This window comes from Citrobacter sp. Cpo071, from assembly GCF_030332765.1.
Classification (GTDB): domain Bacteria; phylum Pseudomonadota; class Gammaproteobacteria; order Enterobacterales; family Enterobacteriaceae; genus Citrobacter; species Citrobacter portucalensis.
In genome coordinates, this window is record NZ_JAOWHE010000085.1 from 536,707 (window position 1) to 553,315 (window position 16,609).

Annotated in this window: 18 protein-coding genes; 7 read left to right on the forward strand and 11 right to left on the reverse strand. The window is 50.9% G+C overall.

All coding sequences use genetic code 11. The features are described 5' to 3' along the window. Positions 1-52: 52 nt before the first annotated feature. Entirely contained in the window at positions 53-388 is a 336-nt protein-coding gene (locus OGY09_RS19760; RefSeq protein ID WP_008784705.1) for a GlpM family protein, read from the forward strand. Here the strand turns inward: OGY09_RS19760 and folM are convergent. The 3 genes from folM to ydgH all read right to left on the reverse strand — a co-directional run bounded on the left by folM (position 385) and on the right by ydgH (position 3,716). Continuing rightward, positions 385-1,107: a dihydromonapterin reductase gene (gene folM, locus OGY09_RS19765; RefSeq protein ID WP_020996413.1), complete on the reverse strand. Its 723-nt coding sequence runs from the start codon at positions 1,105-1,107 to the stop codon at positions 385-387. The genes OGY09_RS19760 and folM overlap by 4 nt on opposite strands. A 36-nt stretch (positions 1,108-1,143) precedes the next feature. Then, positions 1,144-2,526 carry an amino acid permease gene (locus OGY09_RS19770; protein ID WP_032943370.1) on the reverse strand — a complete coding sequence of 461 codons (1,383 nt, stop codon included), beginning with the start codon at positions 2,524-2,526 and terminating at the stop codon, positions 1,144-1,146. Positions 2,527-2,771: 245 nt separating this feature from the next. Beyond that, positions 2,772-3,716: a DUF1471 family protein YdgH gene (ydgH, locus tag OGY09_RS19775; RefSeq protein ID WP_003832856.1), complete on the reverse strand. Its 945-nt coding sequence runs from the start codon at positions 3,714-3,716 to the stop codon at positions 2,772-2,774. 525 nt (positions 3,717-4,241) lie between these two features. Here ydgH and pntA point away from each other — a divergent pair. Together pntA and pntB are read left to right on the forward strand one after the other, a co-directional pair. Continuing rightward, positions 4,242-5,771: a Re/Si-specific NAD(P)(+) transhydrogenase subunit alpha gene (gene pntA, locus OGY09_RS19780; protein ID WP_020996412.1), complete on the forward strand. Its 1,530-nt coding sequence runs from the start codon at positions 4,242-4,244 to the stop codon at positions 5,769-5,771. A gap of 10 nt (positions 5,772-5,781) precedes the next feature. After that, positions 5,782-7,170 carry a Re/Si-specific NAD(P)(+) transhydrogenase subunit beta gene (gene pntB, locus OGY09_RS19785; RefSeq protein ID WP_003832859.1) on the forward strand — a complete coding sequence of 463 codons (1,389 nt, stop codon included), beginning with the start codon at positions 5,782-5,784 and terminating at the stop codon, positions 7,168-7,170. A gap of 41 nt (positions 7,171-7,211) precedes the next feature. On the opposite strand, the gene OGY09_RS19790 is transcribed toward pntB, so the two are convergent. Then, complete coding sequence (locus tag OGY09_RS19790) at positions 7,212-8,063, reverse strand: aldo/keto reductase (RefSeq protein ID WP_032943372.1); 852 nt, start codon at positions 8,061-8,063, stop codon at positions 7,212-7,214. 262 nt (positions 8,064-8,325) lie between these two features. On the opposite strand from OGY09_RS19790, the gene OGY09_RS19795 reads away from it, so the two are divergent. Then, the gene (locus OGY09_RS19795; RefSeq protein WP_008784710.1) at positions 8,326-9,522 is read left to right on the forward strand and encodes a multidrug effflux MFS transporter; all 1,197 of its coding nucleotides are present in this window, start codon (positions 8,326-8,328) and stop codon (positions 9,520-9,522) included. A gap of 31 nt (positions 9,523-9,553) precedes the next feature. Here OGY09_RS19795 and OGY09_RS19800 read toward each other — a convergent pair whose 3' ends face one another. Continuing rightward, positions 9,554-10,588, reverse strand: a complete 1,035-nt coding sequence (locus OGY09_RS19800; protein ID WP_003832866.1) for an AI-2E family transporter — start codon at positions 10,586-10,588, stop codon at positions 9,554-9,556. Positions 10,589-10,726: 138 nt separating this feature from the next. On the opposite strand from OGY09_RS19800, the gene OGY09_RS25470 reads away from it, so the two are divergent. From OGY09_RS25470 to mdtI, 3 genes are all read left to right on the forward strand, one after another. Then, positions 10,727-10,897, forward strand: coding sequence for a protein YdgV (locus tag OGY09_RS25470; protein WP_087050578.1), 171 nt, complete (start codon positions 10,727-10,729; stop codon positions 10,895-10,897). Positions 10,898-11,004: 107 nt separating this feature from the next. Continuing rightward, positions 11,005-11,370 carry a multidrug/spermidine efflux SMR transporter subunit MdtJ gene (gene mdtJ / locus OGY09_RS19805; protein ID WP_162623449.1) on the forward strand — a complete coding sequence of 122 codons (366 nt, stop codon included), beginning with the start codon at positions 11,005-11,007 and terminating at the stop codon, positions 11,368-11,370. Further along, positions 11,357-11,686, forward strand: coding sequence for a multidrug/spermidine efflux SMR transporter subunit MdtI (gene mdtI / locus OGY09_RS19810; protein ID WP_008784713.1), 330 nt, complete (start codon positions 11,357-11,359; stop codon positions 11,684-11,686). The genes mdtJ and mdtI overlap by 14 nt, the downstream gene beginning before the upstream one ends. A gap of 34 nt (positions 11,687-11,720) precedes the next feature. On the opposite strand, the gene OGY09_RS19815 is transcribed toward mdtI, so the two are convergent. From OGY09_RS19815 to msrP, 6 genes are all read right to left on the reverse strand, one after another. Further along, on the reverse strand, positions 11,721-12,542 hold the full coding sequence (locus tag OGY09_RS19815; RefSeq protein ID WP_008784714.1) for a trypsin-like serine peptidase: 822 nt from the start codon (positions 12,540-12,542) through the stop codon (positions 11,721-11,723). 100 nt (positions 12,543-12,642) lie between these two features. Next, positions 12,643-12,726, reverse strand: coding sequence for a small membrane protein YdgU (ydgU, locus tag OGY09_RS25475; RefSeq protein WP_049259791.1), 84 nt, complete (start codon positions 12,724-12,726; stop codon positions 12,643-12,645). Between the two features lie 86 nt (positions 12,727-12,812). Then, positions 12,813-13,229, reverse strand: a complete 417-nt coding sequence (asr, locus tag OGY09_RS19820; protein WP_032943374.1) for an acid resistance repetitive basic protein Asr — start codon at positions 13,227-13,229, stop codon at positions 12,813-12,815. 137 nt (positions 13,230-13,366) lie between these two features. Further along, positions 13,367-14,854, reverse strand: coding sequence for a carboxypeptidase M32 (locus OGY09_RS19825; RefSeq protein WP_032943377.1), 1,488 nt, complete (start codon positions 14,852-14,854; stop codon positions 13,367-13,369). A 47-nt stretch (positions 14,855-14,901) separates the two neighbouring features. Next, entirely contained in the window at positions 14,902-15,528 is a 627-nt protein-coding gene (gene msrQ, locus OGY09_RS19830) for a protein-methionine-sulfoxide reductase heme-binding subunit MsrQ (protein WP_032943378.1), read from the reverse strand. Beyond that, complete coding sequence (gene msrP / locus OGY09_RS19835; protein WP_032943379.1) at positions 15,529-16,533, reverse strand: protein-methionine-sulfoxide reductase catalytic subunit MsrP; 1,005 nt, start codon at positions 16,531-16,533, stop codon at positions 15,529-15,531. Positions 16,534-16,609 lie beyond the last annotated feature (76 nt).

A 16,609-nucleotide genomic window follows, 5' to 3' on the forward strand; every position in this document is an offset into this window, starting at 1 on the left:
AACGCTTCCGTTATGCTAGAGGCTGATGTTATTGATGTGTTAAGGCAGAGAGATGGGACTCGTTATAAAAGCGGCGCTCGGTGCGCTGGTGGTGGTGTTGATTGGTTTGCTGGCGAAAACAAAGAATTACTATATTGCTGGATTAATTCCACTGTTCCCGACGTTTGCGTTGATTGCCCACTACATCGTGGCCAGTGAGCGTGGGATCGAGGCGTTACGTACAACCATTGTATTCAGTATGTGGTCGATTATTCCCTATTTTGTCTACCTTGTTTCACTGTGGTATTTCACCGGGTTTATGCGCTTACCCATCGCGCTCGGCGGTGCAGTAGTGTGCTGGAGCCTGAGCGCGTGGTTACTGATCTTTTGTTGGATCAAACTGCACTAACGTAGATGACGCCCGCCATCAAGGGCAAAACTACGTCCGGTGACAAAACAACTGGTTAGTAGGTAGTCAATTAAATCAATGACCTCTTTTTCACCAGGCGCGGTTTTCATCAGTGATTTGTTTAGTGCCTGCTGGCGATACTCTGCATCGTCACCCTCGTTAAACAGGATAAGTGAGGGGGCAATCGCGTTCACTTTCACTTCCGGTGCCAGTTTGCGCGCGAACGAACGGGTCATATTATCCAGCGCCGCTTTGCTGGCAGCATAAGCAATATGCTTGTCGCTTCCACGCTCCACAACATAATCCGTAAAATGGATGATGTCGCTGGCTGCGTGCCCATGACCACGTAGCAATCCTTCCAGCGCGTGGTTGAGCAGGTAGGGCGTATTGACGTGGATCTGCATCATGCGTGAAAGTACTTCGCTAAGCGGTGTGCCGGGTTTTTCGGCGACCCAGGCGCTGGCATTGTGCACAATGGCGCGCAAGCCATCCGTCTGCGCTTTGACCTCATCAGCAAAGGCCAGTACGCCTTCATCCGTGGAAAAGTCAGCCGGGATACAAATCGCGCCCGCTTCTCGCAGGCCGTCAATGGCAGGATAGTGAGTTCGGTAGCTGACGATAACTGGCTGTTTTTGGTTCAGAAAGTGCCATGCGACGGCGAGGCCGATACGACGACCACCTCCGGTGATAAGAATTGGCAAAGGGTTTTTTTTACCCATCGTAATCTCCATATGTCGCGAACGATGGGTATAACGTTATCCCATCAGCATCCAGGTAGCCGGCACAGCAGCAACAAGCAACAGGCCGATCAGCGCCATCTCCTGGCGTTTTAATACGTTTTCATGCGTGTGCGTTTTACGGGCATAAAGGAAAACCAACAGCCCTGGCGCATACAACACTACAGACAGCAGTAGGTGCATCGGACCTGACGCATACAATAACCATATGCCATAAATACTCGCGCCGATACCGACAGCCTTATGAATCGGACGGGTGGCAATTTTTAACAGAAATGCGCCGACCAGCAAATAGGGCACCAGAATCATCTCTGAGGCGATTGTCAGTAACGTATTGTAGTCGGAGCCTGTGAGCCAGATTAGCACAAGGCAGATTTGTACGCAGATGTTGGTTAGCCACAGCGATGCCGATGGCGCACCCTGTGCATTCTGTCGCGCAAAAATACGCGGAAACGCTTTGTGCGTGGAGGCGAGGAACGGCACTTCAGCCGCCATAATCGTCCAGCTTAAATAGGCACCACACACGGAAACAATCAGACCCGCGGCAATAATAATTTCGCCCCATGGCCCCATCATTTTAACCATCAGACCGGCCATTGATGGATTGCGGATCTCTGCCAGTTCTGGCCGCGCGACAACGCCGAGGGATAGCAGGGTGACTAACAGGTAAACGCCCAGTGCGGCGAGTACAGCTAACAGCGTGGCGCGACCAACATCGCGTTTATTTCTGGCGCGGGCAGATACCACCACCGCGCCTTCCACACCAATGAAAACCCACAGGGTGATGAGCATGGTGTTTTTGACCTGCTCCCAGACAGGCACGCCCAACGCGACGCCGGTAAAATCGAGAGTAAAGGTGTCGAGCTTAAACAGCATGAATGCCAGCACGATAAAGAGGCCTAGCGGCAATAGTTTTGCCAGAGTAGCGGCCAGGTTAATGCTGGCCGCGGTTTGTACTCCCCGCAACACCAGAAAATGGACTATCCATAACAGTACCGATGCGCCGGCAATCGACTGCCAGGTATTACCGTCGCCGAACAGACGTAATTCCGGTGTGTCGGTAAAGAAACTGAGCGCAGAGAAGACGATGACCAGATACGAAACGTTAGCGATAACAGCGCACAGCCAGTATCCCCACGCAGAGCAGAAGCCAATCAACTCGCCGAAACCTTCACGTGCATAGGTGAAGATACCGCCGTCCAGTTCAGGACGGATACGCGTCAGGATCAGCATGGCAAAGGCGAGCAAAAGAATACCCGCACCGGTAATCGCCCAACCAATCAATAATGCGGCCGGGCTGGCTACTGCTGCCATATTTTGTGGCAGGCTGAAAACGCCAGCGCCGAGCATTGAGCTTAAAACCAGCGCGGTCAATGCGCTCAGACCCAATTTCTTTTCCATTTGTATCCAGTTACAAAAACGAGAGTGAGAGAATAATTATTTTGGCAAACCGCATAAAAATGGTGAAAGCCACTAAGGCGCGGGATTTTACGGAGAGAAGAGAACGCATGCAATGGGGATAGAGAGATTTGTGACTAATAGTGTGAAAAGTTTTCTTAATACTGCTGTTTTTGTTTTGTCTGGAAACAGAACTGCGCGAAATTATCAGGTCTACAAGGACTGTAGACCTGATAAGGCATTGGGTATTACTTATACAGATCGGCGCTGATCGTCACGTTGTTACCACGTTCTGACCACTGGCGGGTAATGTGATAGTACTTCGCGCCTTTCTTCGCTGCGCGTTTTGCTACCTGATAAGAGACTTCCGTCATGTTGCCGTAGTTACCCGTGAACTTGATGCTGTCGAACGGTACCATCATGGCGGCTGTCGCTTTGTTCAGTTCTTCAACTTTGGTTCCATCCGGTAGCGTGACAGTGTAACGTCCGCCTTTGGTCGATTGCGTTTCGAAGAAGCGGCCGACTTCAGCACTCGGAGAAGCGGTAGTTGCTACGCCCGGGATCTCAACTTTCTTCGCGGCTTCGCCACCTGCTGCTAATGCGGCACGACCAGCATCTGAATCTGCTGGGATCGCATCAGGGCTTTGTACAATGCGTTTTTTCGCATCAGCTTTATAGATGAATGCAGTAATACGCTGGTTGCCGCCCTGGTTAGCATCGACCTGACGCACGATATAGAAGGAGTAAGCACCTTTCTCTTTCGCTGCTTTGGTGATGGCATCGTTTACTTCAGGCTGGCTACGGTAGAAACCTTGCACTGTAACGGTGTCGTAAGGTTCTATCAGAACGGCCTGATCTTTTGGCAATTCCATAACACCGTTAATGACACGGTTTTTTGACGCTTCCGCTTTTTCAGCGTCGGCTTTATAGACGTCGGCAACAACGCGCCAGTTACCGCCGCTGCCAAAATCTGAGGTATCAACAACATAAAAGGAGGCTGCACCGTCTTTATCTGCACGGCGCGAAACGGCAGCAACCGCATCACCGATAGCATTAAAACGACCGGTGACCACAATGCGGTCATAGGGTTTCAGGGCAGCCGCTTGCTCCGGCGTCAATTCTGTCGCTGCATTTACAGAAAAAGCAGTCGCAGAAATTAGTGCGGACGCCAGGAGAGTGTTCTTAAGCTTCATAAAAATAATCCTTCGCCTTGCGCAAACCAGGTACTGGTATTGTTATTGACTAGAAACGTCGCTGATTATTGCATTTAAATTGTGTCAGTGTCTGCGTCATTTTTCACTCATCGTGTCACGTTAGGTAACAACAGCGATAACATTTTGTGATATGCCGAAAATTTCGGCGTTTGGTGACCAAAACTGATAAAGCAGTTGAATTTCATAAGTTAATTTAATGTTAATTAATTGTTTTTGGCAGGTAGGTAATCATGTTTTGCCGCTTCGCTTGAGCGAATTATCAGCCTTTGTGGGCTATTTTTAGGGCATTTTATCTGTCTGAGGTTCGATTCATCTCTATTTCGCGAATTTCATAATAAATACTGTTTTTTGGCGCTAGATCACAGGCGTCATTTTCAGTAGGTTATACAGAGTTTGTTACTGTTTTATTTTATTGAGGTAACACTGACCTCTTTCGAGAGTGCGCGCATGCCTCGTGCGAACATTGATAAACCATCATCATAATTACAGATGGAAGGGAACATTATGCGAATTGGCATACCAAGAGAACGGTTAACCAATGAAACCCGCGTTGCAGCCACGCCGAAGACGGTTGAGCAGCTGCTTAAACTGGGTTTCAGCGTCGCGGTTGAAAGCGGTGCAGGTCAACTGGCGAGTTTTGACGATAAGGCGTTTGTACAAGCAGGCGCAGAAATTGTTGATGGAAATGCAGTCTGGCAGTCAGAGATCATCCTGAAGGTCAATGCGCCGGAGGAGGCGGAAATTCCGTTACTCAATCCGGGCACGACGCTGGTGAGTTTTCTTTGGCCCGCGCAAAACCCTGAGCTGCTGCAAAAACTTGCAGAGCGCAACGTGACGGTCATGGCGATGGACTCCGTGCCGCGTATTTCGCGCGCGCAGTCGCTGGATGCCTTAAGCTCGATGGCGAACATCGCCGGGTATCGCGCTATTGTTGAAGCTGCACATGAATTCGGTCGCTTCTTCACCGGCCAGATCACCGCCGCAGGCAAGGTTCCACCTGCCAAGGTCATGGTGATTGGTGCGGGTGTGGCAGGTCTTGCGGCGATCGGTGCGGCAAACAGCCTGGGCGCTATCGTGCGCGCTTTTGATACCCGTCCGGAAGTGAAGGAACAAGTGCAGAGTATGGGCGCAGAGTTCCTTGAACTGGACTTTAAAGAAGAAGCGGGCAGCGGCGATGGCTATGCCAAAGTGATGTCCGAAGCGTTCATCAAAGCTGAAATGGAACTCTTCGCTGCGCAGGCGAAAGACGTCGACATTATCGTTACCACAGCGCTGATTCCGGGCAAACCGGCCCCGAAACTGATCACCCGTGAAATGGTCGATTCGATGAAAGCGGGCAGCGTAATTGTCGATCTTGCCGCGCAAAACGGCGGTAACTGCGAATATACCGTGCCTAATCAGGTGACCACCACCGAGAACGGGGTGAAGGTTATCGGCTATACCGATCTGCCTGGCCGTTTGCCAACGCAATCTTCCCAGCTGTACGGCACGAACCTCGTCAACCTGCTCAAACTGTTGTGTAAAGAGAAAGACGGCAATATCACTGTCGATTTTGACGACGTGGTTGTGCGTGGTGTCACGGTGGTTCGTGATGGTGAAATCACCTGGCCTGCGCCGCCGATCCAGGTTTCTGCTCAGCCGCAGGCAGCGCCAAAAGCCGCACCTGCGCCGAAAGAAGAGAAAAAACCTGTCTCTCCGTGGCGCAAATATGCGCTGATGGCGCTGGTAGTGATTTTGTTTGGCTGGCTCGCCGACGTCGCGCCGAAAGAGTTCCTTGGTCACTTTACGGTGTTCGCGCTTTCCTGCGTGGTGGGTTACTACGTGGTCTGGAATGTGTCACATGCGTTGCATACTCCGCTGATGTCTGTGACTAACGCCATCTCGGGGATTATCGTGGTTGGGGCGTTATTGCAAATTGGCCAGGGTGGCTGGGTGAGTTTCCTGAGCTTTATCGCGGTGCTTATTGCCAGCATTAATATTTTCGGTGGCTTCACCGTGACTCAGCGCATGCTGAAAATGTTCCGGAAAAACTAAGGGGTAACATATGTCTGGAGGATTAGTTACAGCTGCATACATTGTTGCCGCGATCCTGTTTATTTTTAGTCTGGCGGGGCTTTCGAAACACGAAACCTCTCAGCAGGGTAACAACTACGGCATCGCCGGGATGGCGATTGCGCTGATTGCTACGATTTTTGGCCCGGATACCGGCAACGTTGCGTGGATCCTGGTAGCGATGATCATCGGCGGCGCGATTGGTATTCGTCTGGCGAAGAAAGTCGAAATGACCGAGATGCCGGAGTTGGTGGCGATTCTGCACAGCTTCGTCGGTCTGGCTGCGGTACTGGTGGGGTTCAACAGCTACCTGTATCACGATACGGGCCTGGAGCCGATTCTGGTGAACATTCACCTGACGGAAGTGTTCCTGGGTATCTTCATCGGTGCGGTGACCTTTACCGGTTCTGTGGTGGCCTTTGGCAAACTGCGCGGCAAGATCTCCTCTAAACCGCTGATGCTGCCGAATCGTCACAAAATGAACCTGGCGGCGCTGGTTGTTTCTTTCCTGCTGCTGGTGGTGTTTGTTCGTACCGAAAGCGTGGGCCTGCAGGTTCTGGCGCTGCTGGTGATGACCATTATTGCACTGGCTTTTGGCTGGCATCTGGTGGCGTCCATTGGCGGTGCGGATATGCCGGTTGTTGTTTCAATGCTTAACTCCTATTCAGGATGGGCGGCGGCGGCGGCGGGCTTTATGCTGAGCAACGATCTGCTGATCGTTACCGGTGCGCTGGTCGGTTCTTCTGGTGCAATCCTGTCTTACATTATGTGTAAGGCGATGAACCGTTCATTTTTCAGCGTTATTGCGGGCGGCTTTGGTTCTGACGGTTCTTCTACCGGATCTGATGAAGAAGTGGGTGAACATCGTGAGATTACTGCGGAAGACACAGCAGAAATGCTGAAGAACTCGCACTCCGTGATCATCACCCCGGGCTACGGCATGGCAGTGGCTCAGGCACAGTATCCGGTCGCGGAAATTACTGAGAAACTTCGCGCGCGCGGCATCAAAGTGCGTTTTGGTATTCACCCGGTAGCAGGGCGCTTGCCAGGTCATATGAACGTGCTGCTGGCGGAAGCCAAAGTACCTTATGACATCGTGCTGGAAATGGATGAGATCAACGATGATTTCGCCGATACCGATACCGTGCTGGTCATTGGTGCCAACGACACGGTAAACCCGGCGGCGCAGGATGACCCGCGCAGCCCGATCGCCGGCATGCCGGTGCTGGAAGTGTGGAAAGCACAGAACGTAATTGTGTTCAAACGTTCAATGAACACCGGCTATGCAGGTGTGCAGAACCCGCTGTTCTTTAAAGATAACACCCATATGCTGTTTGGCGATGCCAAAGCCAGCGTGGATGCGATCCTGAAAGCGCTGTAATTGCCAGTAAAAGTAAGACGGCCTCTGCGGAGGCCGTTTTTTTAAACATCCAGTTTACGTTGGGTGATCCATTCCACACGAGCCGGATCGCGATGCGAGAAGAACGCGCTGGTTCCGCTGTCCATCGCGGCAATTTGCGTCATCTCTTCCGCCGTTAGGGCAAAGTCCAGCACCTGAATATTCTCGGCCATCCGCGTTTTACGCACGGTTTTCGCCAGCGAAATAATCCCACGTTGATAAATCCAACGCAGCACGACTTGACCAACGCTTTTGCCATATTTTTCACCAATAGCCGCTAAGACCGGGTTCTGAAACAGGTCATTGCGTCCTTCAGCGAACGGCGCCCAGGCTTGCGGTTGAATATTCCGGCTCTGCATCCAGGCTACGGCATGCGGTTGCTGATGAAAAGGATTCACCTCAATCTGGTTAACGGCTGGAATAATGCGGTTGAAAGCGATTAAATCCGCCAGACGATCCGGATGAAAGTTACTCACGCCAATCGCGCGGATTTTCCCTTCTTCATATAATTCTTCCATCGCGCGCCAGGCACCGTGCACATCGCCATAGGGCTGATGAATCAAATAAAGGTCAATATAATCCAGTTGAAGCCGTTGCAGAGAACGTGCGAATTGCGCCTTTGCACCTGCATAGTTGGTATCCTGTAACCACAGTTTGGTAGTCACAAAAAGCGCCTCGCGGGGGACTCCGCTTTGCTTAAGTGCATTGCCGACCTGAGTTTCATTCTGGTAGGAGGCTGCGGTATCAATCAGGCGATATCCTGTATCGATGGCATCCCGTACGGCTTGCTCACATTCGCTGGCATCAGTCATTTGATAAACGCCAAATCCGAGCAGGGGCATCTCAACTCCGTTATTCAGAACTGTTGTATTCATTGGGTTCTCCTGAGCATCATCGTTGCATTGGCTGCAGATTAGCAAATCTGTGTTGATACGATTAGTCTGTGGAATTCGCATGGACCTATGAGTAGAATTCATTTCTGAAAGGTAATTATTGGAAGTCAGTCACAAAATATGACGCCTATGATTTCACCATTCATGATTTCAGTTCATAAACTCATGCGGTTTTAACCGTCTAATCACGGCAATACGTTGTCTATATACTGCGACCTGACTTTTTAGAACATGACAGGGCACTATGCGTACACGTGAACATGCCTCACCGGTAACTACCGCAAGCCAGACCGGTCTTACTTTTATTCTGATCCTCAGTGGCCTGATGGCCTTTACATCGCTTTCTACCGATATTTATCTTCCAGCAATGCCGACGATGGCCGAGGATTTACATGGCAATGTTGAGCTGACGATTACTGGTTTCTTAATTGGTTTTACTATCGCACAGTTGATTTGGGGGCCGATTAGCGATCATATGGGGCGGCGCAAGCCGCTGTTTATCGGCATGGTGCTATTTATCATTGGTTCCGCAGGGTGTGCGCTGTCTACAAGTATCACGCAAATTGTTTTCTGGCGGGTATTTCAGGCGCTTGGAGCCTGTACCGGACCTATGCTGGCGCGAGCGATGATCCGCGATCTCTTTGCACGTACTCGTGCGGCGCAAATGCTCTCGACCCTGGTGTTGGTTATGGCGATTGCGCCAATCGCCGGACCGTTGATTGGCGGGCAAATTATTCGCCTGAGCACTTGGCACTCTATTTTTTGGCTACTGGTAGTGATTGGTGCGCTGATGTTTATCTCCCTAAACTGGCTGCCCGAAACATTGCCGGAAGATAAACGGGTGAAAGCCTCTTTGGCTGGCGCATTTCGTAATTACCGCTCGTTGTTAACGAATGGGCGTTTTATGCGCTATACCCTGAGCCTGACGTTTTATTACGTCGGTGCGTACGCGTTTATTACCGGGTCACCGTTTGTTTATATTAGCTATTACCATGTTGATCCACAGCATTACGGCTGGTTGTTTGCGCTAAACATTATCGGTGTTATGGCGATGAGCGTGGTTAACCGTCGTCTGGTTCAACGACATGCTCTGGAACAACTGCTGAAATATGCGACGATGCTGGCGGCGCTGGCCGCAGTGGCGCTTGCACTGCTGGTTAAGCTGGAGTCAGGCGGAATTGTTGCCATTATCGTTTCCATTTTTCTGCTGTTCTCGATGAATGGCATTATTGCCGCGACGTCGACTGCTGCGGCGTTGGACGCGGTACCGAACATTGCGGGTTCAGCTTCGGCGCTGATTGGCGCGTTGCAATATGGCAGCGGTATTATCTCATCGTTGCTGCTGGCCGCCTTCAGTGATGGCACGCCCTGGACCATGGCGTGGATAATAGCGCTATTTACGCTGTTAAGCGCCGTTTTGGCTTTCCGCGTGAAAGGATAAAGGAAATGCCCCGTAATGGCGGGGCGAAAACTCATTCTTTGTTCAGATCGCTAAGCAGCACGGCAATGCTTTGACCGCCATTGGTTTGCTCAAGAGCGATTTTCACGATGATGGTCAGCGGCACAGAAAGCAGCATCCCCACGGGACCGAGCAACCAGCCCCAGAAGATTAACGACAGAAATACCACCAGCGTAGACAGCCCCAGCCCGCGGCCCATGATCCGCGGCTCGAGGATATTCCCGAATACCAGGTTGATGACCAGATAGCCTGCCAGAACCACCAGCGCATCATAAAGACCGCTGAATGCCAGCACCTGAGCGATAGGGGGAATGGCCGCCAATACAGAACCGATATTAGGGATGTAGTTCAGGGCGAAGGCCAGTAACCCCCAGACAAAGGCAAAGCGCACATCCAATGCAGCAAGCATGCCCCAGGCGACCAACCCGGTCACAATGCTGATTGCCGTTTTAAGCACCAGATAGTGGGAGACGCTGTCGATGGCGCGTTGAATCGCCGCCATACCTTCAATGGGGCGACTCATCATTTGTTTGAGTTTGTTGGGCAGTTGCGGTACTTCCAGCAGCATAAAAACTACCGTCAGTAGCAGTAAAAATATCGATGACATAGCATTTGAAAGCTGCGCCAGTAAATTGGTCACCAGCGTCATTGCCGCGTTCGGATCGATATATTTGACGAGCTCGTCCACGGAAACGCCGATCCCTGCGCGTTGTAACCATGGTTCAAGATTTTTCAGTGGGATAACCAGTGAAGAGCGATATTGCGGTAGCGTTCGCGCAAGTTCATTTAAGGATGTACCTAAATACGCCAACAGCAGCACCATTAACATTACAATAATAACGATAAGCAATGACACCGCAATTACGCGCGGTATGCGAAGCTTGACCATCCGCTGCACCACGGGATTGAGCACAACGGCTATAAATAACGCCAGAATAAAGGGGACGATGATATCTGCGGCAAAGCGAATACCGCTCAGGATGATAACCAGCATGCCCAGCATAATGACTATTTTTAGACCGTTAAGCGTGATGATCGGTTTCGCCATGTGTATTCCCGCATTTTTCATTTTTGAATCTGCATAATAATGTGATTTGCGTCGAGCCGTTATAACAAAAATCAAACGGGGCAGGTAAAGAAGTGAAAAGACTTTGAGTTCGTCTTGAAGCTATGATACAAATCATCTGTGTTTAACTACCGAGGACAATTATCATCCGCGATGATGAGAAGCAACACTGCGGATAATTGTAATATTATGGACAATATGTTCAGGATGTTTTTGCGTTTACCTACACTTCTTCGTACCTCCTCCACTTTCTTGCTTGCGGGTGAGCAACACTGGCGCAACGCGCTTTAGTCCCTTCTTCTGCCTGAGCTGGCGCTGTGCGCTGAGCTAACTAATTTTATTTTTTGGTTTACTGCATGCAGTAGGCCTAAAGGACTATATTCTCAAGCAGGAGAAGCATCATGTTTTACTGGATATTATTAGGTCTGGCCATCGCGGCTGAAATTACTGGTACGCTGTCAATGAAATGGGCAAGCGTTGGCCATGGTAATTCAGGCTTTATTTTAATGCTGGTAATGATCGCCTTATCATATATTTTTCTTAGTTTCGCTGTTAAAAAAATTGCCCTTGGTGTGGCCTATGCCTTGTGGGAAGGTATCGGTATTTTATTTATTACGCTGTTTAGTGTGTTGTTATTTGACGAAACCTTGTCCACGATGAAAGTGGCTGGACTGGTCTCGCTGGTATTAGGCATTGTGCTGATCAAGTCTGGTACTCGAAAACCTGCCAAAACGAGCAAAGAGGTGACCCATGCAGCAGTTTGAGTGGGTTCATGGTGCCTGGCTTGGCATGGCCATCGTGCTGGAAATAGTCGCTAACGTCTTTTTGAAATTTTCTGATGGATTTCGCCGCAAGGTTTATGGCGTGCTGTCGCTGGCTGCCGTGTTAGCGGCCTTTAGCGCGCTGTCGCAGGCGGTAAAAGGTATTGACCTTTCTGTTGCCTACGCTTTGTGGGGCGGGTTTGGGATTGCCGCGACGTTAGCGGCTGGTTGGGTGTTGTTTGGTCAGCGCCTGAATAATAAAGGCTGGATCGGCGTGGCGCTGCTGCTGGCCGGAATGGTGATGATTAAACTTGCCTGATATCCGTGCTGCCCGTTAATGCGGGCAGCATATGTTACTCCTGCGCCAACTCTTCCAGCTTATCGCGAAAACCGGTCACGGATATGGCGCGATTATCGGCTCGCCAGCGATCTTTCGCCGCCGGAGCGGAGCTTTGTACGCCAATCAACTGCCAGCCTGAATCTGTCTTCAGCATCAACGGTGAACCGCTGTCGCCCGGGAGCGTGTCGCACTGGTGCGACAAGACGGTATTCTGCGCCCAGCCGGTCACCACGCAATCCTGATGGGTGTACAAATCGTCCAGATGATCTTCCGGATAGCCCGACTGTGTGACTTTGCGATCGGCGGTTTTCAACGCCGCGGTTAACGCCGCTTTATCACCTTCAAATAATGGTAGGGGCGTGATTCCGGAAGGCGGGTAACGCAGCACCACCAGACCAAAATCCCACGGGGCTGCTGATGGCGGCACGATCCAGCCATCGCCATCGGCTTTCAAACGCTTACCTAGTGAGGGATCAACCCGTCCTTCGATTCCATGGATTTCATAGCGCCAGACACCCTTTTTCGACACAAAGCGTAACGCGACGGCTTTATCCGGTTTGCCTTTCGGTGGAGCGAGCAAGCAGTGTCCGGCAGTCAGGGCCAGATGCGGTGAAATGAGCGTGGCGGTACACAGATTACCACTGGCGGTTTCCAGTTGTCCGATAGCGTCCCACGGTGATTGCGTTGGGTCCGTTACTTTCGTGCGATCGTCATGACCAAAAAACAGCGTTTTTATGCTTTCTGCTTCAGCGGTGGTCGTTGCTGGCTGATCCGCATGCGCAACAACAGGAAAAAAACAAATTGAGCCCAGTAATACAGCAATGGTTTTATGCATATCACACTCTGGTGGGGAATTATGATTATAAACAGCAAACCCTCAGTTAATACTATAGACGGGACGGCGAGAAAGTGGGAGTAAAATCAGATAACTACACTCAGGAAAGATAAAAATGCATGGCAATAAGGGCGCAAATTATCAGAGTAATAAGAATGAACTCAAAGCGGTAATGTGACACCATTTTACCCTCCGAAAGGCGGCGCTACATCAGGTTGATCTAGCGCCGTATGCTTTGGCGTGGGGGACGCCATAGTGACTACAAATGCGTTATGCTGCAGGTTGAGCTGCTGGTTTAGCGGTGTCGTGTTTTACGGCTTTTTTGGTGTGTTTTTTAGCGGCCTGAGCTTTCTGCTCTGGTGCTTTTTGTTCTGCTGCTGGCTTGGTTGCTGCTTTTTTGGTGTGTTTTTTAGCAGCCTGAGCTTTCTGCTCTGGCGCTTTTTGTTCTACAGCCGGTTTGGTCGCTGCTTTTTTGGTGTGTTTTTTGGCAGCTTGCGCTTTCTGTTCTGCCGCTGGTTTAGCGGTGGATTTTTTAGCGTGATGTTTTTTGTGATGCGTGGTTTTTGCCGGCGCTGCTTTGGTGGTTGCAGCAGCAGTCGGAGCGGTAGTAGCAGTTGTTTCAGCAGCAAAAGCAGCAGAAGACAGACCCATAGCAGCGGCAACAACCAGAGCTAATACTTTTTTCATTCTCATACCCTCGATTTGGTTTTTCATTCAACCCCACTGCGGGGCCGTTGAAATAACTATATCGCTGTAAACACAGGGCTTCCGTGAGTCATTGGTTTCGGCGTGTAACGATATGTACAATGACTCACGGTATGAGATTACAAATAGCGGGCTTCCAGATGAGAACGGAAATAACGGCTGCTGAGCGGCTCTCCGGTCGCCTGGGTAATAAGCTGTTCAGTAGTAAAGCGGCTGCCATGCTGCCAGATGTTCTGACGTAACCAGTCAAACAGGGCACCAAACTCACCTTGGGCAATAGACTGATTCAAATCAGGCAATGCGCGGTTAGCGGCACTGAACAACTGCGCTGCATACATGGCGCCTAAGGTATAGGAAGGGAAGTAGCCAAAGCCGCCGTCAGTCCAGTGAATATCCTGCATACAACCGTTACGGTAGTTTCCGATCGTTGACAGCCCCAGCCAGGCCTGCATTTTCTCGTTCCACAATGCCGGGATATCATCCACTTCAATATCGCCATTAATAAGCGCACGTTCGATTTCATAACGCAGGATCACGTGAGCGGGATAGCTTACCTCGTCGGCATCAACACGGATAAACCCGGGTTTGACCTGCTGGTTCCAGGCGATGAAATTGCTTTCTTCAAACGCTGCCTGATCGCCAAAGTGGCGCGTTACAGCCGGAATCAACCGCATCAGAAAGGCTTTACTGCGTCCCAGTTGCATCTCAAAGAACAGACTCTGGGACTCATGAATGGCGGTTGAGCGTGCCAGAGCAATAGGTTGGCCAGACCAGCTGCGTGGCAGGTTTTGCTCATAGCGCGCATGACCGGTTTCATGGATCACGCCAAACAGCGCGCTGAGTAATTCGTTTTCATCATAGCGGGTGGTAATGCGAACATCTTCTGGTACGCCGCCACAGAAAGGATGTGCACTGATATCCAGCCGACCAGCGGTAAAGTCGAAACCTAGCTGTGCCATTGTTTCAAGACCCAGCTCTCGCTGTACAGCTGTTGGGAAGGGACCTACCGGGGCGATGAGCGATTGCTGAGACTGCTTTGCCACCACCTTGTTTAGCAGATCGGGCAGCCAGCTTTTAACGTCTGCGAAAAGGACATCCAACTGAGCGCTGGTCATTCCTGGTTCAAAGATGTCCAGTAGCGCGTCATACGGCGAACAACCTTTAGCTTCTGCGCGCAGTAGGGCTTCTTCGCGGCTGTACTTCACAACTTCTTTCAGGTTATCGGAAAATCCTTCCCAGTCATTAGCTGGTCGCTGGCTACGCCAGGCATGCTCACAGCGGCTTCCCGCAAGAGATTTTGCTTCTACCAACGATTCGGGCAACAAGGATGCCTGGTGATGCAATCGCGACATTTCGCGCAGGTTCGCCTGTTCTACATCGTTGAGATCTTCCTGTTGCGCTGCGGCGATCCACATTGCCACTTTCGGATCGGTTAACAGTTGGTGCTCAAGCACACTCAGCTCGGCCAGCGCTTCGCCTCGGGCTTTACTGCCTCCTGGCGGCATCATGGTAAACATATCCCAACTGGCGATTGCCGAGAGGTGGGAGAAGCGAGAGAGCCGCTGGAACGTGCGGGTGAGCTGATGGTAATTATCATTGTTACTCATTTTTTGTTCTCGTTCTGTTTAGGTGTGGTTAAGAAGTTTACCGTGATTCACTCACTTTTCATAAACACACCTTTGTACCCGGTTTTCCGCAACAGCTTTTTATAGCGAAAAGCCAGCAGAACCACAAAACAGATGGCGTAGATAATAGGGAGCGGTGATAACACTTTTACCGACCACAGATAATGCAGCGGTAGCAAAATGGCGGCCAGGTAGACGTAGTTGTGCAATGTTTGCCAGCGTTTGCCCATTTTACGCTGAGCGGCTTGTGTCGAGGTCAACGCCAACAGGAATAAGATAATCCAACCGGCCATACCCAGCATTAGCCATGGGCGTGAAACCAGTTCACGACCCAACAATCCCAGGTTTTGTATACCCAGTTCCAGCAGAGCATAGCTGGTTATATGCAGTGTGGCCCAGGCAAAGCACCATAAACCTAACAACCGCCGGGTACGAAACAACAAAGGCTGCTTTGCATAGCGCGCAAGCGGCGATACCAGCAGGGTAGCCAGCAAAAACTTCAGCGCGGTAATGCCCGTAAAGTGCTGGATATCTTTTCCCGGGTCGGCACCCAACCCGCCATGCTGCGCGGCCCAGAAGAGCCATAGCAGGGGTATAAAACCGGCGAGATGCAGCAGCACTTTCAGACCGGTTATCTGTTTTGCAGTCAACCTCACTTAAAAATACTCCCGAAGATCCATGCCCTGATATAACGATGCCACCTCATCGGCATAACCATTAAAAGGTAACGTGGGCTGTCGCTGTACATCGAGAATGCCACCCGAACCGATAAAACGCTCAGTAGCCTGAGACCAGCGAGGGTGATCCACCTGCGGATTTACGTTGGCGTAAAATCCGTATTCATTCGGTGCTGACATATTCCAGGTCGTCGGTGGCTGTTCACGCGTCAGCTTGATACTGACTATCGATTTAATGCCCTTGAAGCCGTATTTCCAGGGTACGGTCAGGCGTATCGGCGCCCCGTTTTGCGGCGGCAATGCTTTGCCATATACGCCTACGGTGAGAAGTGTGAGCGGGTGCATAGCCTCATCCAAACGAAGACCTTCGACATAGGGATATTTCAACCCACCGCCAATAAAGCGGTCTTTCTGACCCGGCATTTCATCAGGGGCGTAGCGTGTTTCAAAAGCGACGTATCTGGCGTGACTAGTTGGCTCAACCAGCGCCAGTAATTTATGCAACGGAAAACCCACCCACGGCACAACCATCGACCAGGCCTCAACGCAACGCATCCGATAAATACGTTCTTCTAATGGAAAGCGTGTGGTCAGCGCATCATGATCCAAGGTTAAAGGTTTGTTGACCTCACCGCTGATGGTTAACGTCCAGGGATCGGTTTTCAGGCTACCGGCATTGGCGGCAGGATCGGCTTTATCCAGACCAAATTCGTAGAAATTGTTGTAGCCCGTCACCTTGTCTTCTGGCGTCAGTGACAGGCTGTTTTGCCAGCGTTCGGGCTTTGTGAACTCAAGCGCTTTGCCTGCGGGTGCGGGTGGACGATCGTTGCCTTTAAACCAATCCAGCAAATTAGCCTGTGTAGGGGAGGACAGCGTGGCCGCAGCCGCACCTATCCCTAGAGCTTTGAGGATCTGTCGTCGTTGCATAAAAAATACTGACTCGGCTGTAACATCTGCTTCCCGAAGTGGACGTTTTTTTAGCATGACTTTTCCTTCTTATTTTCATGTTAAGGAAAACAAAGCGACGTTTCCCTGTTGATGTCTGACGTGTCTGTAACGA

Bases quoted from the DNA above. Each gene is read 5' to 3' on its own strand.
- OGY09_RS19760 (WP_008784705.1), top strand. From the start codon at position 53: ATGGGACTCGTTATAAAAGCGGCGCTCGGTGCGCTGGTGGTGGTGTTG.
- folM (WP_020996413.1), bottom strand. From the start codon at position 1,107: ATGGGTAAAAAAAACCCTTTGCCAATTCTTATCACCGGAGGTGGTCGT.
- OGY09_RS19770 (WP_032943370.1), bottom strand. From the start codon at position 2,526: ATGGAAAAGAAATTGGGTCTGAGCGCATTGACCGCGCTGGTTTTAAGC.
- ydgH (WP_003832856.1), bottom strand. From the start codon at position 3,716: ATGAAGCTTAAGAACACTCTCCTGGCGTCCGCACTAATTTCTGCGACT.
- pntA (WP_020996412.1), top strand. From the start codon at position 4,242: ATGCGAATTGGCATACCAAGAGAACGGTTAACCAATGAAACCCGCGTT.
- pntB (WP_003832859.1), top strand. From the start codon at position 5,782: ATGTCTGGAGGATTAGTTACAGCTGCATACATTGTTGCCGCGATCCTG.
- OGY09_RS19790 (WP_032943372.1), bottom strand. From the start codon at position 8,063: ATGAATACAACAGTTCTGAATAACGGAGTTGAGATGCCCCTGCTCGGA.
- OGY09_RS19795 (WP_008784710.1), top strand. From the start codon at position 8,326: ATGCGTACACGTGAACATGCCTCACCGGTAACTACCGCAAGCCAGACC.
- OGY09_RS19800 (WP_003832866.1), bottom strand. From the start codon at position 10,588: ATGGCGAAACCGATCATCACGCTTAACGGTCTAAAAATAGTCATTATG.
- mdtI (WP_008784713.1), top strand. From the start codon at position 11,357: ATGCAGCAGTTTGAGTGGGTTCATGGTGCCTGGCTTGGCATGGCCATC.
- OGY09_RS19815 (WP_008784714.1), bottom strand. From the start codon at position 12,542: ATGCATAAAACCATTGCTGTATTACTGGGCTCAATTTGTTTTTTTCCT.
- ydgU (WP_049259791.1), bottom strand. From the start codon at position 12,726: ATGGTGTCACATTACCGCTTTGAGTTCATTCTTATTACTCTGATAATT.
- asr (WP_032943374.1), bottom strand. From the start codon at position 13,229: ATGAAAAAAGTATTAGCTCTGGTTGTTGCCGCTGCTATGGGTCTGTCT.
- OGY09_RS19825 (WP_032943377.1), bottom strand. From the start codon at position 14,854: ATGAGTAACAATGATAATTACCATCAGCTCACCCGCACGTTCCAGCGG.
- msrP (WP_032943379.1), bottom strand. From the start codon at position 16,533: ATGCTAAAAAAACGTCCACTTCGGGAAGCAGATGTTACAGCCGAGTCA.